Here is a 23,029-nt window from a genome sequence, read left to right on the forward strand (position 1 = left end):
AAGCGGACATGGTGTCCGTATATCCGGGAGGAAGAAGGGAAGGTCGTCATGGTCCATCTGCTGCACCTGGACACCAGCGCCCGCCGCGCCTCACACTCCCGCGCCCTGAGCAGGGTGTTCGCCGAGCAGTGGCGGGCGGCGAGCCCGACGGGCACCTACACCTACCGGGACCTCGCCGCGGATCCGGTCCCGGTGATCGGCGAGGCGTGGACGGAACTCTGCGACTACGCCCTGGCCCACGGCATCACCGACCCGGTCCGCCTCGTCGACGGGGTGCGCACCCCGGCGCAGCGCGCGGCCTGGGCGGTCGTCGAGCCGCTGTTGACCGAGCTGGTCACCGCCGACGTGCTGCTCATCGGAGTGCCGATGTACAACTTCTCGATCCCGGCGAGCCTCAAGCTCTGGCTCGACCAGGTGACGTTCCCGCGCGCCGCACTGGACGCCACGGTGGTCGTGGTCTCCGCGCGCGGCGGCTCGTACGCGCCGGGCACACCCCGGGAGCCGGTCGACCATCAGGAACGCTACCTGCGCGACTTCTTCCGGGGGCACTTCCAGGTGGACGACATCACCGTCATCAACGCCGAGTTCGTGAACTCGACCGTGGACCCGACGCTGGCGCGGTGGCGCGAGTCGTACGCCGCCTCGTTCGACGCGGCAAAGCGGGCGGTGTCCGACCTGGCACGCACCCTGGCCGCCGGTGGCCCCGTCGCGGCACGGGCCGGGTCATGACCTGGCTGATCCTGGTGCTCGCCGGCCTGGTCGAGATCGTCTGGTCGCAGAGCATCAAGCCCACCCAGAACTTCACCAGGCCGGTGCCGACGCTGATCTGTCTCGTCCTCGGCGCCGCGGCCGTGTACCTGCTGTCCCGGGCCATGCGGGACCTGCCGGTCGGCACCGCCTACGCCGTGTTCACCGGGATCGGCGCGATCGGGGCGATCTCGCTGGGCATCGTCGTGCACCGGGACCCGGTCAGCGTCGGCAGGTTCGCCGCGCTGGCCCTGATCGTCGGCGGCATCGTGCTCGCCCGGGTCACCAACCCGGACTGAGCATGCGGAGCACCGCCCCCGCGGTGGCCTGATCGGCGCGGGCGGCGCTCGTCGGTCCGGACGGGAACGGCCGTGCGGGACGGGTCCGGCAACGGGCAGCGGACCCGTCCCGCACGGCTCATCCGCCGTCGAGCACGCCGGCCGCGAGGGTGCGCAGGGCGGCGGCGATCTGCTCCGGCGTGCGGCGGCGCTGCTCCCGCTGGTACTGGTAGACGTCCGGGGCGAGCGGCGCGAGCAGGACGTCGACGAGCGCGTCGACCTGCGGCGCGGCGGCCTGCGCCAGCAGCGCCCGCACGTGTGCCCGCCAGAAGCCGTACGCCCCGGTGGCGAAGCGCGCCGGCCCGACCTCGGCGCCGAGCACGAGCGGCAGGTGTTGCTCGAGCAGGTCCACCATCGCGGCGTAGAAGGCCGCCAGCCGTTCGGCCGGGGGAGCGCCGGGACCGAGCGGCGGGGGCCCGGACATCATCCGCTGCTGGAGGTCGCGCTCGTGCTCGTCGAGCAGGGCCTGGGCGATCGACGCGGGGTCCGGGTAGCGCCGGTAGAGGGTGGCGCGTCCCACGCCGGCGGCCCGGGCGATGTCCTCCATCGTGACGCTCCGCGGGTCGCCGTCGGCGAACAGGGTCCGGGCGGCGGCGAGCACCCGCGCCCGGTTCCTGGCCGCGTCGGCCCGCTCGCCCGGAGCGCGATCGCCGAGCGGGTCCCCGGTCAACCGGTCGGTGCGGCCGTTCACCGGGCCAGCCTAGCAAGTGGACGCGGCGTCCGAATGGGTGGCGACGGCGCGCCTGGCCGGCGTGATCCGCCGTCCGCGGTCCGGCCATCCCGGCGTGGCCCCCTTCGGTCATGATGGGGCGGCGAGCCGGCCGGCGAGGCCCTTGACGATCTCGGTCGCCAGTACCGCCTGCCCGACGGTGGCGAAGTGGATCCCGTCCCGACTGAGCAGATCCGGCCGGTCGTTGACCGGGTGGTCCCACATGTCGACCAGGACCGCGTCGTGCCGACCGGCCAGCGCACGGGTGATCGCGTTGATCCGGCGTACCCGGTCGGTCCAGTCCGCGTACCGCGGCACGACGAAGGCCCGGCCCAGAGTGAACACCGTCAGCTGCGCACCGGTCCCGGCGGCGACCTCGAACAGCCGCTCCAGCCGGCTCGCGATGAGCGCGTAGTCCGGGTCCGGCCGGAACAGGTCGTTGGCGCCGCAGGGCAGGTGGATCAGGTCAGGACGGAACTCGACGAGCCGGTTCACCTGCGTGCGCAGGGTTCGGGACGTGGTCGCGCCGGCCTCGCCGAGGTTCAGGTAGGCCAGGTCCGGGTGGACCTGACGCAGCACATCCGCGACCCGGGCCGGCCAGCCCAGGAGGCCGTATCCGGGACTCGGATCACCGACGCCGGCCGACAGGCTGTCGCCGACGGTCGCGAAGCGACGCCATGGGGCCCGGCCGAGCAGGGCCGTAGCACGGGACGGGGACAGGCAGGAGGGATCCGATTCCTCCGTCAGCTCTCCGCTTGCTGGGCTCATAAACAAAACGTACGATCGTTCGTGTACTTTTTGCAAGGGTCGCCGAGCGAGAGCTGCCATGACCACTGACCAACGCCGGGCCCGCGGGGCGCGTACCAGAAGGACCATCACCCGACACGCCGCGGACGTGGCCTCCGTGACCGGCCTGGCCGGCCTGAGCCTCGGCGGTCTCGCCGCCGACCTGGGACTGAGCAAGAGCGGGGTGGCAACCCTGTTCCGCAGCAAGGAACAGCTCCAACTCGCCACCGTGGAGGCCGCGCGGGAGGTCTTCCTGGACGCGGTCGTGCGGCCGGTCCTGGACACGCCGCGCGGCGCCGCTCGACTGTGGGCACTCGTCGAGCGCTGGATCGGCTACGCCGAGCAGCCCACCTTCGCGGGCGGCTGCTTCTGGGCGGCAAACCTGCCCGACTTCGACAGCCGCCCCGGCCCGGTCCGGGAGGCGCTGCGGCGGCAGCGCCGGGCCTGGCTGGCGCTCATCGCCGAACAGGCGCGGCACGCGATCGCCGCCGGCGACGTCGTCGACCCGGACGCCGACCTGGTCGCCTTCCAGGTCGACGCGGTGCTCACCGCGGCCAACACCGCCATCCGCCTCGATGAGCCGCACGCCGCGGACCACGTGCGCCGCTCCGTCGAGCGGCTGGTACCCCGACCATGATCCCACCGGTCGGATGGCGGTCCGCCCGACCGTGCCCGGACCACTAGGCTGGCCCGGAACCGCACCAGCGCCGGCGCCCACCCGCCCGGGCGGGAAGGCGCCGATCCGGCCACCCGAGGAACCCCGTGCACCCACGCCGAATCGTCTGCGCCGTCGCCGGCGCCGCCGCCTTGACGGCCCTGGTCGGCTGCGGCGGCGGTCCGCCGGGCCGGCCGGCCGCGCGACCCACCACGGAGGACGGAATGCTGGTCGAGCACATCCACACCGCCGATCCGTCGGGCCACGTCTGGAACGGCCGGCTCTACGTGTACCCCTCGCACGACGTCGACACGGGCGTGCCGGCCGACCGGCTCGGCAGCCAGTACGACATGCGCGACTACCACGTGCTGTCCATGGCGCAGGTCGGCGGGGAGGTCGTCGACCACGGCGTCGCCCTCACCCTCGCCGACATACCCTGGGCGGACAAGCAGCTCTGGGCTCCGGACGCCGCGCGCAAGGGCGACCGCTACTATCTGTTCTTCCCGGCGAAGGACCGCGACGGGATCTTCCGGATCGGCGTGGCCACCTCGGCCGACCCGGCCGGCCCGTTCGTCGCCGAGCCGGAGCCGATCGCCGGCAGCCAGAGCATCGACCCGGCCGTCTTCACCGACCAGGACGGTACGACGTACCTCTACCTGGGTGGGATCCTCGGCGGGCAGCTGCAGCGCTGGCGGAACGGCGAGTACGTGGGGACGGACACCTATCCGGCGGACGACGAGCCGGCGCTCGGCCCGCGCGTCGCGCGGCTCACCGACGACCTGCTGGGCCTGGCCGAGCCGGTCCGCGAGGTCGTCGTCCTCGACGAGGCCGGCCGGCCGCTGCGGCAGGGCGACCCGCGCCGCTTCTTCGAGGGGTCGTGGGTGCACCGGCACGCCGGCCGCTACTACCTGATGTACTCCACGGGCGAGAGCCGCCAGCTGGCGTGGGCGACGGGCGACTCGCCGTACGGCCCGTTCACCTATGGCGGCACGGTGCTCGAACCGGTCGACGGCTGGACCACGCAGGGTTCGATCGTCGAGTTCGGCGGCGACTGGTACCTGCTCTACCACGACGCCAGCCGGTCCGGCGTCGACCACCTGCGCGACGTGCGGATCGCCCCGCTCGAGTACACCGAGGACGGTGGGATCCGCACCGTGAGACGGTAACCGTCCGCCGGTGCCCGGGTGAGCGCGGCGGCGGGCGACGGCTGACCCGGAGTCGGCCCGGCGTCTGCGTCAGCTTCCGACTTGCGCAGCTGCGCAAAGTCGTCCTTGTGGCGGTGCCGACAGCGCGGTGAGGGTGAGTGGAGCCCGTGCCGCACCGAGCCCTCCGGGCTGGACGCGGTCCTCACCACGCAGGAGCAACAGTTGCGAAGTCTCAAGGCACCACCCGCCCTCGCCGTCCTGGCGGCGGCCGCCCTCCTCGGCACCACCGCCCAGGCCGCGCACGCGGCGAGCCCGTCGCCGGCGGGCCCGAGCACGGCCGCCGGGGCGTCCGTCCCGGCCACCGTGGCACCCGCCACGGACACCCCCGCGCTCGTGGACGACCTGGCCGACCCGGCCGACGCCACGATCGCACCGGACAAGGCCGCGCGGGCCCACCTCGCCGGCCACCGGGACCGCTACCGGATCGCCGACCCGGCCGGCACGCTCACCACCGGGCGGGTCGACACGCACGGCACGCGGGAGACGGTCCGGCTGGACCAGAGATACCGGGGCCTGCCCGTGTTCGGCGCCCAGTACGTGGTGCGGATGCAGAAGAAGGCCGGCACCCGTACGGTGACCGGCACCTCGGGCACCTACTTCACCGACCTCGACGTCGACACCACGGCCACCCCGCTGCCCGCGGACATCGCGATCGCCCGGGCCGTCGAGGACGTACGCAGGAGCCTGCACCCCGGCGCGGCCGTGGTGGCCCGCGCCCCGCGGCCCGGCGCGAAGCCCGACCCGGCCCGCGCCGACCTCACCGGCACCGACCAGGGGCTCGTGGTCATGCCGACCGGCACCGGCGTGCTCGCCCGGCGGGTGCTCGTCAAGGGCCGGGACGTCGTGACGGGTCAGCCCGTGCTGCGCGACGTGTACGTGGGCGCGACGAACGGCGTGCCGCTGCTCAGCGTCAGCCGGATCAAGACGTTCGCCACCGCGCAGCAGGCCGCCGCCCTGGCCGCCCGGGGAACCGCCAAGGCGCCGCAGGCCGCGCCGGCGGCGACCGCCACGGGCACCGGCGCGACGCCGGTCGCCGGCACGGGCACCACCCTGCACGGCGCCACGGTGCCGATCCCGCTCATCCGGCCCGACGGCGGCGACGGCTACCTCATGACGGACCGGACCCACGCCCGCAAGGACGGCCGGACGGTGCCGATCACCACCTGGGACGGCCGGGGCCGGGACTACTACGACCTGCTCGACGGCGGGTGGCCGGAGGGCGTCGGGCCGTTCGCGTCGCCGTCCCGCACGCTCGGGGCCGACCTGACCGACGCCGGCGCCGTCGACGCGGCCTGGGACGCCGCCCAGGTGTTCGAGTGGTACCAGGCCGAACTCGGGCGCGACAGCCTGGACGGCGACGGCATGCCGATCGACTCGATCGTCGGCATCACCTACGGCGGCTACCCGTGGGTCAACGCGTACTGGGACGGCACCCGGATGGTGTACGGCAGCGGCGACGACGAGTACCTGCCGCTGGCCGCCGACCCGGACGTGGTGGGCCACGAGATGACGCACGGCGTGGTGGAGCACACCGCCAGCCTGGTCTATGGCGGCCAGCCGGGCGCGCTCAACGAGGCCATCGCCGACTACTTCGGCAACGCCATCGACGTCGACGCGTCGGGCACCTCGATGTCCGACCCGGAGGCGAGCCTGCTCGGCGGCGACCTCTGCCGCACCCTGGCTCCCGCCCGGTGCGCCCTGCGCAACCTCGACGACGGTGCCACCACGGCGGACTTCCAGCACCTGATGGACACCCCGGCGATGGACGACGGCGGCGTGCACCTCAACTCGACGATCGTGTCCGGGGCGCTCTGGGACCTGCGCCAGGCGTTCGGCGGCGCGGTCGCCGACAAGATCGTCTACCGGGCGCTCACCGACTACCTCGCGCCCATGTCCGACTTCGTCGACGCCCGCGAGGCGGTGCTCGCCTCCGCCCGGTCGTGGGGTCTGAGCAAGAAGGACCTCCGGGTGGTGCAGGCCGCGTTCGACTCGCGGGGAATCACCGCGAAGTGGAAGGCCGGCCTGTACGGCAAGAAGACCGACCTGCTGGTCGACCGGCTCAACACCGGGCTGTACGTCGACATGACGGCGAGCCTGGCCGGCGGCTGGTTCGCCGTGCCGCGGTCGGACGCGAACCACACCCAACCGACCTCGATCTGGGTGGGCCGCACCAACGGCAGGACCGCGCCGTACCGGATCTCCCCGGACGACGGGAACGTGCACAGCTTCCCGCACACCGACGGCAAGCGGGTGGTGTGGCTGTCGATCGAGGCGAACGCCGACTCGCCGACGTGGGAGATCGACCGCATCCTGTCGGCGCCCGTCGGCGGCGGCAAGGTCGAGGAGCTCTACCGTTCCCCGTACCGCATCGACGGCCTGGGCTTCGACGGCACCGTGCTGGCGTGGAGCCAGTACGACCCCGAGCAGAACTACCTCGACGTCGTGCGCTACCTGCGGGGCGACTCGCCGACCGTGCACACCCTCGCCCACCCGGGCTGGGTCGGCAACGCCACCGCGCCGAGCGTCCGGCACGGGAAGATCTCCTACGTCCGGTACGAGGACCTCGCGCAGCCCAACCCCGACGGCACCTGGTGGTCGCTGGGCGTCGAGGTGTACGACGTCGCGACCGGGAGGACGACCTTCGCCGGCGGTGACCCGGGCGCCGAGACGATGAGCTACCCGCAGGTGTCCGGCACCGCCGTCGCCTGGGTGATCAACCGGGACTACGGCCGCTACGTCGACGGCGCGTGGAGCCAGGGGACGTACCACGACTCGGTGCGGCTCTTCGACTTCGCCACCGGCACGAGTCACCTGCTCTTCGAGGAGAACTCCCCGCAGGCGAAGCGGGCCGACGTGCTCACGCTCTCCGACACCACCCTGACGATCACCGAGGAGGCTCCCGTGGACCGCTGGCTGGCGACCGGCGGCTACCCGGACAACTCGCTGAACCCGAAGCTCGAGCAGTACCGGTTCGACGGGACGTACGTCGGGCCGGCGTCGTGCAGTCCGGGCGCGCAGATGTTCGCGACGGCGGGCGCGGGGCGCGACGTGATCTACATGGACTCGTCGGCGGGCGGTTTCGGCCTGGCGTACGCGACGGGCGCGAAGTCCTGCCGGTGAGCCCCGGTTAGGCCGGCCCGAACGCCCGGCGGCGCGCCGGGAACCCGCGGGTGGGGTTCCCGGCGCGCCGTGCCTACCGGCCGCGCTGCCGGTAGGTGGACGGTCCCGGACCGGTCAGCCACGCTGCTGACACGGTACGCAACAGCGGGCCGAGGGCAGGATCTCCAGCCGCGCCGTCGGGATGTCCTGGCCGCAGCGGTCGCAGACGCCGTAGGTGCCCTCGGACATCCGCCGCAGCGCCTGGGCGGTGGCGGCGACGCCCTGCTGGGCCACCTCGATCAGCCGGCGCAGGGTGTCCGGGTCGTGACCGCCGTGGTCGGGCTGTCGGGTGTGCACGGTGAGCTCGGTGAGCTGGTCGGTGTGCTGCTGGAACTGGCGCTCCAGCAACTCGCGCAGCGCTTCCGTGCGGTTTTCGAGGGTGTGCGTCATGCTCGCTCGTCCTTTCCGGAAGGAGGCCGGGTCCGGTCGGCCATCGGGTGTCGGGTCGCCGCGACGGCGGCCATGCCGGCCCCGGTCAGCGCGGCGGTGCGCGGTGACGCCGCGCGGTGCACGGTCGCGCCCAGCGTGGCGACCAGCCGGGCGGTCAGGTCGGGCCGGGTGGCCCCGTCGCCGATCACGACGACGCCCCGGCCCAGGGCGGCCCGGAGGGGTTGCCGCAGTGCCGGCTCCTGCCGCAACTCCCGGATCAGCCTGGTCGCGGTGTCCGCGAGCATGCCGGCGGTCACCGCGTGGTTCAGGTCCCGGGTGCCGACCTCGGCGCGCCGGGCCGCGACCACCCGGCCGTGCTCGAGCAGGGCCACCTCGGTGAGCTGGGCGCCGATGTCGGCGAGCAGCAGGGTGCCGGCGGCGGCGCCCGCGCCGATGGCGCCCGCGCGGACGCTGTCGACGAAGAGCAGCCGGGACGGCGCGAGTACGGCGTTGAGCACCCGGCGGGTGGCCGCCTGGTCGGCCGGCGTGGCGAGGACCGGACGGCAGGCCACCACGAGCGAGCCCACCGGCAGCGGGAGCCGGTGGTCCCGCAGCAGCCGCCGCAGTTCGGTGGTGCAGGCCGGGCCGTCGACGATGCGTCCGCGCCGTACCACCGGGGTCCGCAGGCCCTGGCCGACCGGGACGCTCAGCATGCCGTGCGGCCCCAGCCAGATCCGCAGCTGGGCGCTGCCGAGGTCCACGGCGACCGGCTCGGGCGCGACGGAGACCACCGGGCGGGTGGTGTGGGACCGGCCGACCAGCATCCCGGTGCGGGCCGGAGGGTGTACGGAAGTGACGTTGCCGGACATACCGACCTCTTCTACGGTGAGACCCCCGGGCCGTCGAGGCGGCGGGGGTGGAATGCGGTGGAACGGGCGGTCGGGCCGTACGGCGACCGTCAGATCGGTGCGCCCGCTACGGCGTCGACCCGCCGGGGCTCAGGGACGTCCAGCACGCGGCGGCGGGATAACCTCACCGGTCCGGGCGGCGGGCCGCTGCGGCCCGGACCGGGCCACCCGGGCCGGCGCACGCCGGGACAGCGGCGGGCAACCGGCGAACACGCGTCGGGTGGCCACCGGCGTGCGGGTCATCATCACCGCCTCCTCGCTGCTCGGGTACGCGTCGGACCTCAAGCGTCGCCCGGAAGCACGACGTTGGCATTGCGCGCGGCCGGCCAACAAGAGCGCGCTTGATTGCCGGCCGCCGGAGAACACCATCGCGTCCCGTCCGGCCGCCGTCACCGTTGGTGGCGGCCCCTGGTCGCCGCCCCGGTGACCTGCGCATGTCGGCCACGCACGGGTGTTCAGCGGCTATGGTTGGCCGCATGGAGAGCCGACGGCGCCCGGCCGGCGCGCAGCGGTCGCTCGCGCTGTCGATGCTGGCGGTGCTGGCGGTCGTCCTCGCGGCGCTCCGTGCCGGCTGCGCGTTCGGCATGTGCATCGTGGTCCGGTTGAACCGTGCCATCGCGGGCTGCGTACCCGCCTGGTCGGCCGACCGGGCGCCGCCGTCCATCGTGCGAGCCGAACGATCGTCCACCGCGCTGCCGTAGCGCCGGCCCCGCTCCCGGCCGGCCCTGGGCAGCCGTCCCGCAAGGAGCATCCGCTGTGAACATCGAACGCACGACGCTGCCCGGCATTGGCGTACGGCACATCTTCACCACCCGGGAGGGCCGCCGGATCGGCATCGTGGAGTACCTGGTGGGCGACCGCCGGGACGTCGTCCACGACGACCCGAACGATCCGGACGGCATGGTCACCCTCACCCTGACCCGCAGTGAGGCCAGCGCGCTGGCCGCCCTGCTCGGCTTCCCGGAAGTGGTCGCCGTGCCGGCCTGACCCATTAGGCCGGCAACGGCCGACGGGGCCAGTCCAGTGCGCGCGCGCCGAGCACGGCGGCATGCAGGGTGAACCGGTCCCGCGGGTCGGCGGGGTCGTAGCCGCTCAGCGCCCGGATCCTGCCCAGCCGATAGGTGACGGTGCGGACGGACACGTGCAGGCGGCGGGCCGCCTCCGTGGCGACCTCGCCGCACCCGAAATACTCGTGCAGGGTGTCCAGCAGCGGCTCGGCGCCGCCCCGGGCCTGGCTCAGCGGGGCCAGCACCGCCTGCACGAGGTCCACCATCGCCGCCTGGTCCCGCAGCAGGACCCGGTAGACGAGCAGGTCGTGCGCGTCGATCACGGCGGTGTCGGCGTGCAGCCGCCGCGCCGTGGTCAGCGCCTCCCGGGCCTCCTCGTAGGAGCGGGCGATCCCGTACAGGCCCGGGTGCGGGCGGCCCACCGCCACCTGCCACGGCCGGCCCCGGACCAGCCGGTCCAACTCGCCGTGCATCAACCGCCCCAACGCCGGCCCGCCGTCGCCCGCGCCCCGGTCCGGCGTCACCGGCTCCGCCGGGGCGATCACGACGAGCAGCCCTTCCTTCGTGGCCACCAGCACGTCCCGGTCGCCCAACCGGTCGAAGATGACCCGCTCCAGCGCGCTGATCGCCGACTCGGCGTCCGGCAGGCGGTGGCCCGGTGCGGCGAGCGCGACCTGGTGGACCCGGGCCAGATCCAGCCCGAACGGCTCGGCCCGCTCCACCAGCCCGCCGAGGTCGGAGTCGCCGCGCAGCAGGTCGTCGACGAGTTCCCGGCGCAGCGTCTCCTCACGCCGGACCAGTTCCCGGCGGGCCGCCGCGTAGCCCTCGGCGAGCGTGGCCACGGCGGTGTCGACCACGTGGAGCACCGCGTCGGCCGCCGCCCGCACCGTTTCGCTGTCGGTGGCCGAGGCCAGGTGCGGCAGCTGCCGCCAGAGCCGCCGGGCCGCCGACAGGTAGAGCCGGACGGCGCGGCCCGCGGAGACGCCCTGCTCGGCGGCGCGCCGGCCGAGCGCGCCCACCGCGTCGAGTTCGCCGCGGCGCGGCCGGCGGCCGGTCGCCGCCGCCTCGGTCAGCAACCGTAGATAGTCACCGAGCAGTTCCACCGGTACGCCGCCGGCGTCGGCGCTGGCCGCCCGGGCCACCTCGGTCAGCCACCCGTCGTCGCCGGGCGCCCCGGCCCGATCCGGTCGGCGGGCGCTCTCGGTCATCGTGCTCTCCCCGGGCGGGGCCGGCACCGAACGCCGGCCCGATCCGTCCAGCCTATTGCCGGCGGCCGGACGCCGACGGGCTCCCGGGCCACGCCGGCCGGTCGAGGCTAGCGGCTGCGCTCCACGACGTACTCCGCCAGGTCGAGCAGGAAGCGACCGTCGGCCGTGTCGGCGGCGGCGCCCAGCGCCCGCTGCCCCTCCCGCCGGGCCGCCACCGCGAGTTCCCGGGCGCTGCGGCGCGCCGACTCCACACAGTCGTACGCCAGCAGGCGACCGTGCAGCCACCGCACCTCGGACGCGGTGCGCTCCGCGCGGGTACGGCTCAGGAAGCCGAGCAGCCGCTCGCGCTCGTCCGCGGTGCACCGCCGCATGAAGTCGATGAGGATCAAGGTCCGCTTGCCCTCCCACAGGTCACCGGCGATCTCCTTGCCGTACCGGGCGTAGTCGCCGGTGAGGTTGAGCGCGTCGTCCTGGATCTGGAACGCCGCGCCCAGATACCAGCCGTAGCGGTCCAGCACGTCGACGGCGTCGTGCCGGCCGGTGGCCACGAGGATCCCGGTCCGGCACGGGTAGATGCAGGTGTACCAGGAGGTCTTCTTCAGGCACATCCGGTAGTAGTCGTCCGCGGCCAGGTCGCACACGTTGTCCCGGATCCAGCCGATCTCGATGGCCTGCCCCTCCAGCGAGTGGCGCAGCATGAGCTCGGTCTCCTCGAACAGCCGCCAGGCGATCCCGGAGCCGAGCGCCGCCCGGTTCGCGGCGAGCCGCTGCAACGCCAGCAGGTTCGTCATGTTGCCGACGTTCAACGCCACGCCGACCCCGTAGCGGGCGTGCAGGGTCTCCTCCCCGCGCCGCTGCTCGCTGGCGTCCTGGATGTCGTCGTGGATGAGGAAGGCGTTGTGGAACAGCTCCACGGTCACCGCGGCGTTGAGCCCCACCGACGGCGTGCCACCGAACGCCCGGCAGGTCGCGAGGCACAGCGCCGCGCGCAGTCCCTTGCCCCACCGCCGCGGGTATTCGGTGACCAGGTCGTAGAGGTAGCGCGGGCCGCCCGGGGGCACGTCGTCGAGGAGCGCGCCGAGCATGAGCGCACGGTAGCGCTCCAGGGTGCCCTCCACGTCCGGCGGGACCGCGCCGGCCCTCGGCGTCATCGCCGGTTACCGGTCCGGCGACGCCGGGCGCCTGCCGGTCGGTGGCATGAGCCGGTCGGCGAGCCCGTTGGCCACGTCCGGCACCAGGCGGGCGAGGTTGAGCACGGTGTCCAGCGCGTCGTGCGCGTCCGACGTGTACCGGCGGACGACCTCGCCGCGCCGTTCGTCCGCGGTCCGCAGTTGGGCGATCACCGTGTCGATCAGCGCGTGCCCGTCGGTGCGGACCCGCGCGACCAGCTCGTCGAACGCCTCCGGATCGACCCGGCGGTCCTCGCTCAGCCGCTCCTGCAGCCGCCGGGCCCCGGCCAGCCCCGCGGCGAGCTCCTCCTCCAGCACCGTGGCCGCGTGGGTCACGGTCTCGGAGGTCTCGTCGGCCACCTTCTCGAAGCGCTCGTCGCCGCGCTCGTGCTCGCCGTTGCTCATGGGCGCAGTCTCCACCCGGGCGATCGGCGCGGGCCAGAGGTGTGTCGAGATGGTGACTGACCGTGTCGTACCTGCTCGCGACGGGTGTGGCCGGGTCGACCGGCGCTCAGCCGGCCCGGGGGGCGTACATGATGACCGCGACGCCGACCAGGCAGATGGCGGCCCCGATCAGGTCGTAGCGGTCCGGGCGGAACCGGTCGACGACCATGCCCCAGACCAGCGAGCCGGCGACGAAGACCCCGCCGTACGCGGCCAGGATGCGGCCGAAGTTGGCGTCGGGCTGGAAGGTGGCGACGAAGCCGTAGACGCCCAGCGCGATCACGCCGCCGGCGACCCAGAGCAGTCCCCGGTGCTCCCGCCAGCCCTGCCACACCAGCCAGGCGCCGCCGATCTCGGCGAGCGCGGCGAGCAGGAACAGCAGGATCGACCGGGCGACCGTCATGCCCAGACCGTAGCCGGGCCTCCCGGCGGTCCCGCTGGTCACCCGGCCGGCGCGCGTCCCGGTCCGGTCATCGGCGTACCCGCCGGGCCCGCTCGGCGAGGGCGTCGAGGATGTCGACGTGCGCCGCCGGCACCCGCACGTCCAGCGTCAGGCCGGTCGCGTCCGCGCGCGAGATGTCGAACGTGAAGAACGAGCAGCAGGACGACTCGCGGGCCGCCAGGTCCCGGGCCGCCCGCTCGGTCTGCTCCGCGCCGTCCAGCCGGAGCAGCAGCCACCCTGCCGACAGCCGGTCGACGCCCCGGACCGCGTCCTGAAAGAACCGGTCGAATTCGGCGAGCCGCAGCGGCTGCTCGGCCGTCGGCAGGGTGCACGCGTCGGGCACCCAGGAGTCATCCGGCATGCCATGCTGGTCGCTCATGCGCCAACGGTACGCCCGGAACCGGGTGCCCGGAGGCTGGCGCCGGCCCGGGGGAGCAGGTGGCCGGCGGCGGTGGCGTCAGGGACGGCGCAGGAGCGCCCGGGCGTGGTCCGCTGGCGTCCGGAGGCGGCATCGGGCACGCTGGCGCGCATGGTTTCGGTGGTGCAGAACGTGGCGATCGATTGTTCGGATGCCTACGGGCTGGCCCGGTTCTGGAGCGGGGTCACCGGCCGCGACCTGCATCCGGAGGACCGGCCGGGCGACCCCGAGGCCCAGGTGGCGCTGGCCGACGGCCTGGTGCTGCACTTCAACCAGGTGCCCGAGCCCAAGCAGGTCAAGAACCGGGTCCATCTGTGTCTGCGCCCGGACACGTCGCGGGACCAGGAGGTGGACCGTCTCCTCGGCCTCGGCGCCACCTTCGTCGCCGACCACCGCAATCCGGACGGCTCCGGCTGGGCGGTCCTCGCCGACCCGGAAGGCAACGAGTTCTGCGTCCTGCGCAGCGCGGCCGAGCGGGCCGCGACGTCCTGACCCGGGGCCGCGTCGCCCTGCCAGGGCCCGAACCAGCGCGCCGTGCGTTCCGGGTCGGTGAGGCTCGCCCAGACGTCCGCCAGTGGCGCGCCCGGCCGGCGGTGGCCGTCGACCGGCCCCGCATACTGGCCGGATGGCGAAGCGGATGACCGACGGGGAGTGGCAGCGGTTCGTCACCGAGGGCACGCGCACCGGCAAACTCGCGACGACGCGGGCCGACGGCTCGCCGCACCTGGTCCCGGTCTGGTTCGTGCTCGACGGCGACGACGTGCTGTTCAACACCGGCAAGACCTCGGTGAAGGCCCGTAACCTGGCCCGCGACGGCCGCGCCGTGCTGTGCGTGGACGACGAGCACCCGCCGTACGCGTTCGTCACCCTGCGCGGCCACGTCACCATCAGCGAGGACCTGGCCGAGATGCGGCAGTGGGCGACCCGCATCGGCGCGCGCTACATGGGCGCCGACCGGGCCGCGGAGTTCGGTGCCCGCAACGCCGTGGCCGGCGAGCTGCTGGTGCGCCTGCGGGTCGAGAAGGCCCTCGGCTACACCGGCATCGCCGACTGAGCCCTGGCGCGGACGCCGGGCGGCGGCAGCGCCGCCGCCCGCCGTCCGGACCGGGGTCAACCGGTCTCAGGAGCAGGGCGCTCCCGCGCAGACGTCGACCACGGCGCCGGTGAGCAGGAACGTCGCCTTCTGCTGCTGCGCCGCGGGCTGGGCACGCGGGAACTCGTGCGGATCGTCGCCGTACTCGGGGCCGGCAGGCGGGAGGTTCGTCGGCGGTGGCGCGGTGGCGCCGCCGCTGTTCCAGATCACGATCGCCGAACCGGTGTACGGGTACGCGCGGATCGGCGCGATGCCCCAGTAGGGCGTGACGTCGCGCGACCAGCCGTCGGCGAGCGCCGGGGTGTGCAGGCGGGCGCCGACGGTGCGCGCCTCGACCTCGGCCGCGGCCGGGGAGACCTGGTGGTCGCCGAAGGCCACGTGCATCAGCACCTGGTGCGCCGGGGTGCCTGGCAACGGCCGGTCGGTCATGTGCTGGGCGTACCCGTTGGCCTCGGCCCGGTCCCACAGCATCTGCAGCAACGCGAAGATCAGCTGCTGGTCGGCCCGGTCCGGGTAGGACTGGTCCATGATGCTCTGGAACGGGGCGAAGTCGAGGCTGCGCTGCAGCAGCGTCGAGTAGTTCATCGCCGGCACGCCGAGCACCGAACGGGTCCAGTCCTGGGCGATGGCGGTGAGCGCTCCACCGTTGATGCCGCCCTGGCTGTTGCCGTCGTAGTGCAGCCCGCCCGGCCCGTCGATCAACGGCCGTCCGGTGGCGTCGGTGAACGCCGGGTCGGCGCCGAAGCCGGCCGGGTGGATCATCGCCCGGCCGAGGAAGAGGAAGTTCAGGAAGCTCTGCTGCAGCCGGTCCGCCACCGCGGGAAAGGCGCTGAGGTCGCTGAACGCGCCGGCGACGTACGGGACGTCGGCGTTGGCCATGCCGATCCAGCTGGTGGCGCAGAAGGTGAAGTTGTGGCTGGCCGACATCTCCTTGACGTTCCCGGCGTTGATCTCGGTCGGGCGGCCGAGCAGGCCGTGGCCGTAGAGCGACAGGTGCGCCGGAGCGGCGGCCGAAGCGCTGCGCGGGATGTTGCAGACGAAGTCGGCCTGCACGGTCGCGCCGGAGGGGGTGGGCCGGTCGTCCGGCGTGCGGGCCTTCCCGTCGCCGCCGGCGGGACCGTAGTGCAGCCGCGACCCGGGCCCGCCGGTGCCGGTCAGATAGGACGGTACGGCGATGGTGCCGCTCACCTGCCGGGCTATCCGGGGATCCTGCTCCGGCGCGTAGTTCACCACCTGGCTGACGGTGAACGAGGGCGCCTGCGCGCCGAGGGCGGCGAACGCGCCGTCCCGGATCGCCAGCATCCGCCCGGTGAGACCCGGCCGGCTCGCCACGGTGAAGTCCCAGGCGAGGTAGAGGTCGTGCCGCTTGACGTGGGCCGCGCCCAGGTCGGCGAGGATCCGCTTCAGCTGCGGGGTGCGGGGGTCGCCGGGGTGGGCACCGCCGCCCTTGACGTACGCCCGGAACGCGGCCGGCGCCGGAATCGCCCGGCCCTGGTGGTCCCGCAGGCCGCGCAGGCCCACGACGTAGCGGGTGCCCTCGCTCAGCGCGACGGCCGGCCGGATGATCAGCACCTGGCGGTCGGGCTGACCGGCGGCGTGCGCGTCCAGCTCCGCCCAGTACGGCGTGCGCCGGCCGGTGGCGGTGTCGAGCAGCACGACCGGCGCGTCCGGGGCCAGCGACCGGCCGATGTCGGTGACCGGCGCGATGCCGCTGGCGGTCGCGTCCAGGCCGGGCACGTGCACCAGGATCGGGGTGCCGGGGCTGAACCCGTCCTGCCGGTTCCACTCGGTCGGGTCGATCGGAACGCCGCCGACGGTGGTCGGCATCGAGCTGGCCGCGAACCGCACCCGCCGGCCGGTGGGGCTGCTCCGGTCGGGCACGGTGAAGTAGTCGTTCGGGAACGGCAGCAGGCACGCCGTCGGGTCGATCGGGTCGCAGACGCCGTGCGCGGCCGGCCGCGGCGGTGCCGTGGGCGGTGCCGCGGCGGCGGTGGAACCGAGCAGCACGGCACCGACGGTGACCAGCACGGACAGGGCAAAAGGCAGCCGCCTGGGGGTGGTCACAGGCATCTCCTTCGAGGGTGGACGGAGGGGGAGCGCCGAGGTGGTGGCACGGGCCCGGTGGTGGCGGGCGGATGTCCTTCCTACGCTCGCGAATGATCCTCGGCAATAGGCCGACCAGATCGGGCTGCCGCGGGCGCGCCGGTGCCGGCGCCCGGCGGGCAGGTTTGGCCATTTGTTGCCGGGGGCAAGGATCGGGGCGACACACCCTCTCGGGAAGGGACGGCTCTCGTGCATGTCACCGGCATCATCTCGGCCATCATCATCGGTCTGATCATCGGCGCACTCGGCCGGCTGGTCGTACCCGGCAAGCAGAACATTCCGATCTGGCTCACGCTGCTCATCGGCGTCGTCGCCGCGCTGCTCGGCACCGCTGTCGCCGGCGCGCTCGACGTGGCCGACACCAAGGGCATCGACTGGATCGAGCTGCTCATCCAGGTCGTCTTCGCGGCGATCGGCGTGGCGATCACCGCGGGCGCCTACGGACGTCGCCGAATCTGACCTCTACCCGACGGCCGGTCCGCCCGCTCCCCGGGCGGGCCGGCCGTCGGCTGTCCGGCCCGGGTGCCGGCGCGCACCCCACTGTGGTGCGCCGGCCGGGGCCGGCCCCTGGGCCCCACCGGGTGTCGGGCGGGCGGTCAGCCGCCGGCGGGCTGGAACAGCTCCACCGGGTTCCCGGCGGGATCGTCCAGCACGATCTGGCGCCCGCCGGGGCCGGTGACGATGTCGCTGCGGAACACCACGCCACCCGCCCGGAGCCGGGCCACCTCGGCGTCGATGTCCTCGACGAGCAGGTGGATGCGGTTCCAGCCGCCCGGGTGCGGGGTGCGTCCGTCGGGCATCGCCCGGCCGGCCGAACTGGCCGGGCCGGACAGCAGCAGCCGCAGGTTTCCGCGGCGTACGTCGGCGAACGCGGGCGGGAAGGCGGTGTGCGGGCTGAAGCCCAGGTGGGTGGTGTAGAAGTCGACGGCGGCCTGGACGTCGTCGACGAGGTACCGGACGTGGACGGTCTGGTCGGTCATGACGCCTCCAGTGCGGGTGCGGCGGCGATGGCGTGCAGCAGGAACTCGACGCGTTCGGCGAGCTCGGCGGTGACCCGCTCGAAGGCGGGCCGGCCCTGCGGGTCGGTGGCCGGGTCGGGGATGCTCCAGTGCGCGGTGGCCGGCCGGCCCGGGAACTCGGGGCACACCTCGCGGACCCGGTCGCAGAGCGTGATGACGTGGTCGAAGGGCTGGCCGGCGAACTCGTCGAGGTGCTTCGGCCGGGCGGTGCCCAGGTCGATGCCGCGCGCGGCCAGCACCGCCGCCACGTCCGGGTGGATCGGCTTCGGCCGGCTGCCCGCGCTGAACACGGCCAGGGCGCCGGCGGACCGCTGTCGTAGCAGGGCCTCGGCGAGCTGGGAGCGCGAGCTGTTGCCGGTGCACAGGAACAGCACCCGGGCCGACGGGGGCGCGGCCACCGGCGGGGGCGTGTAGCGCAGCCCCGGGTGCAACGCGCCGCCGGCGGCGGCCAGCAGGTGCCCGCAGCGGGTGAGGTCGAGCCGGTAGTAGACGTCCCGGCCGTCGGCGGAGCTGCGCCGGGTCCGGACCAGCTCCGCCCGCCGCAACAGGCCGAGGTGGTAGGAGACGAGGCTCTGCTGCTCACCGAGCAACGCGGTCAGCTCGTGCACCTGCCGGTCGCCGCGGGCCAGCTCGCCCAGCAGCCGCCACCGCACCGGGTGCCCCGCGGCCCGCAGGAAATCCGGCAGGGCCGCGCCGGTGCCGCTCCGGTCGCGCCGCATGGCCCGACAATACATCAAACCGCTTTGATGCAAAACGCGATCGGCCCGCTCGACACGCGCGACCGGCACCCCGATCGGTCGAGGGTTCCGGGCGGGAGATGGCGATATGCGCCTCAGTGGATGCTTTGGGTGTGATGATGGCGATGTGGGAAATGCCGCTACCGAAATGACCATGCCTCAGATCTCGCCGCTCGCCGGTGAGCCGATCAAACGTGCCGACGCCGAGCGGCTCGCCGGGGTGCTCAAGGCCCTCGCCGACCCTGCCCGGCTGCGCCTGGTCAGCCTGATCCAGTCCGCCCCCGAGGGTGAGGCGTCCGTCTCGGACCTGACCGCGCCGCTGGGCCTCTCCCAGCCCACGGTCAGCCACCACCTGCGCATCCTCACCGAGGCCGGCCTGCTGGAGCGGGAGAAGCGCGGGGTCTGGGCGTACTACCGGCTGGTGCCGACCGCGATCGCGACCATCGCGGATCTGCTCACCCCGCCCCGCAAGCGATCGACCCGGCGGACGCGCTGACGGGCGCGGCGGCGCCGCGGACCTGACGCCGGGCCGGCGGCCCGGCGGCGCGCTGATCGGCTTGACCCCGGCATCGGTAAGTCATAACCTACCGTTCGTGGCTACTTACCAAGCGCCCGACGGGTGGGACGCATTGGGCGATCCCACCCGGCGGGCCATCGTCGCGTGCCTGGCCGAGCGACCCCGGGCCGTCGGCGAACTCGCCGACGAGCTGCCGGTCAGTCGGCCCGCGGTGTCCCAGCACCTCAAGGTCCTCAAGGACGCCGGGCTGGTCACCGATCAGGCGGCGGGCACCCGCCGGGTCTACCGGCTCAATCCGGCCGGGGTGGCCGCGCTCCGGGACCAGCTGGACACGTTCTGGCGCCGGGCGCTGGGCAGCTACCAGGACATCGTCGAGGAACCGACCGAGGAGATCCCATGACCGGCACCACAGTCCCCACCGTCCACCGGCAGATCGTCGTCGAGGCCCCGCTGGAACGGGCGTTCACCGTGTTCACCGAGCGGTTCGGTGACGTCAAGCCGCCGGAGCACAACCTGCTCGGTGCCGCGATCGCGGAGACGGTGTTCGAGCCCCGGGTCGGCGGCCACATCTACGACCGCGCCGTCGACGGCACCGTCTGCCGGTGGGCGCGGGTGCTCGTCTACGAACCCCCGAACCGGGTCGTGTTCAGCTGGGACATCGACCCGCAGTGGCAGATCGAGACGGACCCGGACCGGACCAGCGAGGTCGAGGTCCGGTTCCTCGCCGAGACCCCGCACCGCACCCGGGTCGAGCTGGAACACCGCCACCTCGACCGGCACGGCCCGGGCTGGCAGTCGGTGAGCGACGGCGTCGGCCACGACGAGGGATGGCCGCTGTACCTCGCCCGGTACGCCGCCCTCATCGGCCAGGCCGGCTGAGGGCCGCGCGGCAGCCGTCGCAAACCCCCGTCGATCTCCCCCCGGGTACGCCATGATGAGTCGTGGCGTACCCGGCTTCGCGCCCGGTGCCGGACGCTGCCGACGGCCGGACTACGGCGCGACCGGGCGGCGGACCTGGTCCGGGCGTGTCGTGGAGCAAAACTTGATTGATTCCAAAAGACTGGGCTAGGGTCGTGCCATGGCGTCCGACTTCGAGACTCGACTGCGGGCGGTCTCGTTGCGGGTGACCCGGCCCCGGCTGGCGGTGCTCACCGCACTGCGCGACCACCCGCACGTCGACACCGACACGGTGATCGCGCTGGTGCGGGCGGACCAGCCCACCGTCTCCCACCAGGCGGTGTACGACGTGCTGCGCGCCCTCACCGACGCCGGGCTGGTACGGCGCATCCAGCCGGCCCGGGCCACCGCCCGCTACGAGCTGCGGGTGGGGGACAACCACCACCACGTCGTCTGCCGCTCCTGCGGCGCGATCGCCGACGTCGACTGCGCCGTCGGCCACGCTCCCTGTCTCACCGCCTCCGACCACCACGGCTTCGTGGTCGACGAGGCGGAGGTCGTCTACTGGGGCACCTGCCCCGGCTGCGCGACCGCACGCACCTCCCAGTGAACCGCCAGTTCGGAAGGAAACAGATGAGCGACACCCAGGACAACACCCCGGTGAGCGCACAGGGCGTGGACGCGAAGGCCGCGGCCGGCTGCCCGGTCGCGCACGACTCCGTGACCGCGCACGGCAGCGAGAGCGAGAACCCGGCGATCGACTCGCCGACTCCGAAGACCGGCGGTCGTCCGCGCAGCAACCGGGACTGGTGGCCCAACCAGCTCGACCTGTCGGTGCTGCACGCCAACTCGCCCAAGAGCAACCCGCTGGGGCCGGACTTCAGCTACGCCCGGGAGTTCGCCAAGCTCGACGTCGAGGCCCTCAAGCGGGACATCACCGAGGTCCTCACCACGTCGCAGGACTGGTGGCCGGCCGACTTCGGCCACTACGGCGGCCTCATGATCCGGATGAGCTGGCACTCCGCGGGCACCTACCGCATCCAGGACGGCCGCGGTGGCGCCGGCGACGGCAGCCAGCGGTTCGCCCCGCTCAACAGCTGGCCGGACAACGCCAACCTGGACAAGGCCCGCCGGCTGCTCTGGCCGGTCAAGCAGAAGTACGGCCAGAAGGTCTCCTGGGCCGACCTGCTGGTGCTCGCCGGCAACGTCGCGCTGGAGTCGATGGGCTTCAAGACCTTCGGTTTCGCCTTCGGTCGTGAGGACGTCTGGGAGCCCGAGGAGATCTTCTGGGGTCCGGAGGACACCTGGCTCGGCGACGAGCGCTACGTCTCCGAGAAGGAGATGAGCGAGGGCGTCGGCGCGACCGAGATGGGACTCATCTACGTCAACCCGGAGGGCCCGCGCGGCAACGCGGACCCGGCCGCCGCGGCCCACTTCATCCGGGAGACCTTCCGCCGGATGGCGATGGACGACGAGGAGACCGTCGCCCTCATCGCCGGCGGCCACACCTTCGGCAAGACCCACGGCGCCGGCGTCGCCGACGACCACGTCGGCCCCGAGCCCGAGGGGGCCCCGCTGGAGGCGCAGGGCCTGGGCTGGCTGAGCACCTACGGCAGCGGCGCGGGCCCGGACACGATCACCAGCGGTCTCGAGGTGACCTGGACCGACCGGCCGACGCAGTGGAGCAACCGCTTCTTCGAGATCCTCTTCGGCTTCGAGTGGGAGCTCACCACGAGCCCCGGCGGCGCCAAGCAGTGGGTCGCCAAGGACGCCCCGGAGATCATCCCGGATCCGTTCGACCCGGCGAAGAAGTACAAGCCGACGATGCTCACCACCGACCTGGCGCTGCGGGTCGACCCGGCGTACGAGAAGATCTCCCGCCGCTTCCTGGAGCACCCCGACGAGTTCGCGCTGGCCTTCGCCAAGGCCTGGTACAAGCTGCTGCACCGCGACATGGGTCCGGTCAGCCGCTTCCTCGGCCCGTGGGTGCCGGAGCCCCAGCTGTGGCAGGACCCGGTGCCGGCCGTCGACCACGAGCTCGTCGGCGAGGCCGACATCGCCGCCCTCAAGGCCAAGGTCCTGGAGTCCGGGCTCACCATCGCGCAGCTGGTCACCACCGCCTGGGCCTCCGCCGCGAGCTACCGCTCCACCGACAAGCGGGGCGGCGCCAACGGCGCCCGGATCCGGCTCGAGCCCCAGCGCAGCTGGGAGGTGAACGAGCCGGAGCAGCTCGCCACGGTGCTGGCGACCCTCGAGGGCATCCAGCGGGAGTTCAACTCCGCCGGCGGCGCGCAGATCTCGCTCGCCGACCTCATCGTGCTGGCCGGTTCGGCCGCCGTCGAGAAGGCGGCGCGGGACGCGGGCGTGCCGGTGACCGTGCCGTTCCACCCGGGCCGCACCGACGCGTCCCAGGAGCAGACCGACGTCGAGTCGTTCCGGGTGCTGGAGCCGCGCGCCGACGGGTTCCGCAACTACCTGCGCCCCGGTGAGAAGACCCAGCCGGAGGTGCTGCTCGTCGACCGGGCGTTCATGCTCAACCTGACCGCGCCCGAGATGACCGTCCTCGTCGGGGGCCTGCGTGCCCTCGAGGCCAACGTCGGTGGCGCCCGGCACGGCGTGCTCACCGACCGGCCCGGCGTGCTCAGCAACGACTTCTTCACCAACCTGCTCTCGCCGGGCACCCGGTGGAAGGCGTCGGAGTCCGACGAGCACGTCTACGAGATCCGCGACCTGGCCACCGACGAGGTGAAGTGGACCGCCACCGCGGTCGACCTCATCTTCGGCTCCAACTCGCAGCTGCGGGCCCTCGCCGAGGTCTACGCCAGCGAGGACGCGCGCGAGAAGTTCGTGACCGACTTCGTCGCGGCCTGGACCAAGGTCATGGAGCTGGACCGGTTCGACCTGGCCTGATCCGGCCCCGACGGCGAGCCCCGGCCGATCCCTGGTGGATCGACCGGGGCTCGCCCGTGCTCGGGGGCCGGCTCGCGATCCCCGCCTGCGGGTGGGACGCCTCAGCCGAGCCGCACCCGCGACCCGGAGGTCCCCCACGGGTGCAGACCGGCCGACCGCGCCCGTCCCCCCGCCACGGGCTGTTAGCCT

The 23,029-nt window shown here is 73.7% G+C and carries 28 protein-coding genes; 16 read left to right on the forward strand and 12 right to left on the reverse strand.

The window, feature by feature from the left end:
* Positions 1 to 48 precede the first annotated feature (48 nt).
* Complete coding sequence (locus tag LQ51_RS18855) at positions 49 to 729, forward strand: FMN-dependent NADH-azoreductase (RefSeq protein WP_046567538.1); 681 nt, start codon at positions 49 to 51, stop codon at positions 727 to 729.
* The gene (locus LQ51_RS18860) at positions 726 to 1,046 is read left to right on the forward strand and encodes a DMT family transporter (protein WP_046567540.1); all 321 of its coding nucleotides are present in this window, start codon (positions 726 to 728) and stop codon (positions 1,044 to 1,046) included. Before LQ51_RS18855 ends, LQ51_RS18860 begins: the two co-directional genes overlap by 4 nt.
* Positions 1,047 to 1,164: 118 nt before the next feature.
* Here LQ51_RS18860 and LQ51_RS18865 read toward each other — a convergent pair whose 3' ends face one another.
* A complete protein-coding gene (locus tag LQ51_RS18865) occupies positions 1,165 to 1,776 on the reverse strand; it encodes a TetR/AcrR family transcriptional regulator (RefSeq protein WP_156313145.1) in 612 nt (203 codons plus the stop codon).
* A 108-nt stretch (positions 1,777 to 1,884) separates the two neighbouring features.
* Positions 1,885 to 2,562, reverse strand: coding sequence for an SGNH/GDSL hydrolase family protein (locus tag LQ51_RS18870; RefSeq protein WP_046567541.1), 678 nt, complete (start codon positions 2,560 to 2,562; stop codon positions 1,885 to 1,887).
* Positions 2,563 to 2,620: 58 nt separating this feature from the next.
* Between LQ51_RS18870 and LQ51_RS18875 the strand changes: the two genes are divergently transcribed.
* From LQ51_RS18875 to LQ51_RS18885, 3 genes are all read left to right on the forward strand, one after another.
* On the forward strand, positions 2,621 to 3,217 hold the full coding sequence (locus tag LQ51_RS18875) for a TetR family transcriptional regulator C-terminal domain-containing protein (RefSeq protein ID WP_046567542.1): 597 nt from the start codon (positions 2,621 to 2,623) through the stop codon (positions 3,215 to 3,217).
* 125 nt (positions 3,218 to 3,342) lie between these two features.
* A complete protein-coding gene (locus tag LQ51_RS18880; RefSeq protein ID WP_052744963.1) occupies positions 3,343 to 4,401 on the forward strand; it encodes a glycoside hydrolase family 43 protein in 1,059 nt (352 codons plus the stop codon).
* A 201-nt stretch (positions 4,402 to 4,602) separates the two neighbouring features.
* Positions 4,603 to 7,560, forward strand: a complete 2,958-nt coding sequence (locus LQ51_RS18885; protein WP_156313146.1) for a M4 family metallopeptidase — start codon at positions 4,603 to 4,605, stop codon at positions 7,558 to 7,560.
* A gap of 114 nt (positions 7,561 to 7,674) precedes the next feature.
* On the opposite strand, the gene LQ51_RS18890 is transcribed toward LQ51_RS18885, so the two are convergent.
* A complete protein-coding gene (locus LQ51_RS18890; RefSeq protein ID WP_046567543.1) occupies positions 7,675 to 7,989 on the reverse strand; it encodes a TraR/DksA family transcriptional regulator in 315 nt (104 codons plus the stop codon).
* Complete coding sequence (locus LQ51_RS18895) at positions 7,986 to 8,837, reverse strand: rod shape-determining protein (protein ID WP_052744965.1); 852 nt, start codon at positions 8,835 to 8,837, stop codon at positions 7,986 to 7,988. The genes LQ51_RS18890 and LQ51_RS18895 overlap by 4 nt, the downstream gene beginning before the upstream one ends.
* A 271-nt stretch (positions 8,838 to 9,108) precedes the next feature.
* Between LQ51_RS18895 and LQ51_RS32850 the strand changes: the two genes are divergently transcribed.
* Genes LQ51_RS32850 through LQ51_RS18905 form a run of 3 tightly spaced genes read left to right on the forward strand, consistent with a single transcriptional unit; the run spans position 9,109 to position 9,863 of the window.
* Positions 9,109 to 9,303: a hypothetical protein gene (locus LQ51_RS32850; protein ID WP_231605796.1), complete on the forward strand. Its 195-nt coding sequence runs from the start codon at positions 9,109 to 9,111 to the stop codon at positions 9,301 to 9,303.
* Between the two features lie 49 nt (positions 9,304 to 9,352).
* Complete coding sequence (locus LQ51_RS18900) at positions 9,353 to 9,577, forward strand: hypothetical protein (RefSeq protein WP_046567545.1); 225 nt, start codon at positions 9,353 to 9,355, stop codon at positions 9,575 to 9,577.
* A gap of 55 nt (positions 9,578 to 9,632) precedes the next feature.
* Positions 9,633 to 9,863 (forward strand): hypothetical protein, encoded by a 231-nt coding sequence (locus LQ51_RS18905; protein ID WP_046567546.1) that lies wholly within the window; start codon positions 9,633 to 9,635, stop codon positions 9,861 to 9,863.
* A gap of 4 nt (positions 9,864 to 9,867) precedes the next feature.
* On the opposite strand, the gene LQ51_RS18910 is transcribed toward LQ51_RS18905, so the two are convergent.
* The 5 genes from LQ51_RS18910 to LQ51_RS18930 form a co-directional block, all read right to left on the reverse strand.
* On the reverse strand, positions 9,868 to 11,091 hold the full coding sequence (locus LQ51_RS18910) for a PucR family transcriptional regulator (RefSeq protein ID WP_046567547.1): 1,224 nt from the start codon (positions 11,089 to 11,091) through the stop codon (positions 9,868 to 9,870).
* A 107-nt stretch (positions 11,092 to 11,198) separates the two neighbouring features.
* Positions 11,199 to 12,242 carry a polyprenyl synthetase family protein gene (locus LQ51_RS18915; protein ID WP_046567548.1) on the reverse strand — a complete coding sequence of 348 codons (1,044 nt, stop codon included), beginning with the start codon at positions 12,240 to 12,242 and terminating at the stop codon, positions 11,199 to 11,201.
* A 6-nt stretch (positions 12,243 to 12,248) separates the two neighbouring features.
* The gene (locus LQ51_RS18920; RefSeq protein WP_046567549.1) at positions 12,249 to 12,665 is read right to left on the reverse strand and encodes a hypothetical protein; all 417 of its coding nucleotides are present in this window, start codon (positions 12,663 to 12,665) and stop codon (positions 12,249 to 12,251) included.
* A gap of 106 nt (positions 12,666 to 12,771) precedes the next feature.
* Positions 12,772 to 13,107, reverse strand: coding sequence for a YnfA family protein (locus LQ51_RS18925; RefSeq protein ID WP_046567602.1), 336 nt, complete (start codon positions 13,105 to 13,107; stop codon positions 12,772 to 12,774).
* A gap of 67 nt (positions 13,108 to 13,174) precedes the next feature.
* Entirely contained in the window at positions 13,175 to 13,525 is a 351-nt protein-coding gene (locus LQ51_RS18930; protein ID WP_231605797.1) for a hypothetical protein, read from the reverse strand.
* A 150-nt stretch (positions 13,526 to 13,675) separates the two neighbouring features.
* Here LQ51_RS18930 and LQ51_RS33455 point away from each other — a divergent pair, with 150 nt between their 5' ends.
* Positions 13,676 to 14,056, forward strand: a complete 381-nt coding sequence (locus tag LQ51_RS33455; RefSeq protein ID WP_046567603.1) for a VOC family protein — start codon at positions 13,676 to 13,678, stop codon at positions 14,054 to 14,056.
* Positions 14,057 to 14,189: 133 nt separating this feature from the next.
* Entirely contained in the window at positions 14,190 to 14,618 is a 429-nt protein-coding gene (locus LQ51_RS18940) for a PPOX class F420-dependent oxidoreductase (RefSeq protein WP_046567551.1), read from the forward strand.
* A 66-nt stretch (positions 14,619 to 14,684) separates the two neighbouring features.
* Here the strand turns inward: LQ51_RS18940 and LQ51_RS18945 are convergent, their stop codons facing one another.
* Positions 14,685 to 16,721 (reverse strand): hypothetical protein, encoded by a 2,037-nt coding sequence (locus tag LQ51_RS18945; protein WP_082159521.1) that lies wholly within the window; start codon positions 16,719 to 16,721, stop codon positions 14,685 to 14,687.
* 228 nt (positions 16,722 to 16,949) lie between these two features.
* Here LQ51_RS18945 and LQ51_RS18950 point away from each other — a divergent pair, with 228 nt between their 5' ends.
* The gene (locus tag LQ51_RS18950) at positions 16,950 to 17,219 is read left to right on the forward strand and encodes a GlsB/YeaQ/YmgE family stress response membrane protein (protein WP_046567553.1); all 270 of its coding nucleotides are present in this window, start codon (positions 16,950 to 16,952) and stop codon (positions 17,217 to 17,219) included.
* Between the two features lie 137 nt (positions 17,220 to 17,356).
* On the opposite strand, the gene LQ51_RS18955 is transcribed toward LQ51_RS18950, so the two are convergent.
* A complete protein-coding gene (locus LQ51_RS18955) occupies positions 17,357 to 17,740 on the reverse strand; it encodes a VOC family protein (RefSeq protein WP_046567554.1) in 384 nt (127 codons plus the stop codon).
* Complete coding sequence (locus tag LQ51_RS18960) at positions 17,737 to 18,498, reverse strand: metalloregulator ArsR/SmtB family transcription factor (protein ID WP_046567555.1); 762 nt, start codon at positions 18,496 to 18,498, stop codon at positions 17,737 to 17,739. Before LQ51_RS18960 ends, LQ51_RS18955 begins: the two co-directional genes overlap by 4 nt.
* Before the next feature lie 172 nt (positions 18,499 to 18,670).
* Between LQ51_RS18960 and LQ51_RS18965 the strand changes: the two genes are divergently transcribed.
* The 5 genes from LQ51_RS18965 to katG all read left to right on the forward strand — a co-directional run bounded on the left by LQ51_RS18965 (position 18,671) and on the right by katG (position 22,840).
* Positions 18,671 to 19,012: an ArsR/SmtB family transcription factor gene (locus tag LQ51_RS18965; RefSeq protein WP_046567604.1), complete on the forward strand. Its 342-nt coding sequence runs from the start codon at positions 18,671 to 18,673 to the stop codon at positions 19,010 to 19,012.
* 97 nt (positions 19,013 to 19,109) lie between these two features.
* A complete protein-coding gene (locus LQ51_RS18970) occupies positions 19,110 to 19,433 on the forward strand; it encodes an ArsR/SmtB family transcription factor (protein WP_046567556.1) in 324 nt (107 codons plus the stop codon).
* The gene (locus LQ51_RS18975) at positions 19,430 to 19,912 is read left to right on the forward strand and encodes an SRPBCC family protein (RefSeq protein WP_046567557.1); all 483 of its coding nucleotides are present in this window, start codon (positions 19,430 to 19,432) and stop codon (positions 19,910 to 19,912) included. The genes LQ51_RS18970 and LQ51_RS18975 overlap by 4 nt, the downstream gene beginning before the upstream one ends.
* Positions 19,913 to 20,111: 199 nt before the next feature.
* Positions 20,112 to 20,540 (forward strand): Fur family transcriptional regulator, encoded by a 429-nt coding sequence (locus tag LQ51_RS18980; RefSeq protein ID WP_046567558.1) that lies wholly within the window; start codon positions 20,112 to 20,114, stop codon positions 20,538 to 20,540.
* Between the two features lie 23 nt (positions 20,541 to 20,563).
* Positions 20,564 to 22,840, forward strand: a complete 2,277-nt coding sequence (katG, locus tag LQ51_RS18985) for a catalase/peroxidase HPI (RefSeq protein ID WP_046567559.1) — start codon at positions 20,564 to 20,566, stop codon at positions 22,838 to 22,840.
* Positions 22,841 to 23,029: the final 189 nt, after the last annotated feature.

The organism is Micromonospora sp. HK10, assembly GCF_000982955.1.
In the GTDB taxonomy this organism is placed as follows: domain Bacteria; phylum Actinomycetota; class Actinomycetes; order Mycobacteriales; family Micromonosporaceae; genus Micromonospora.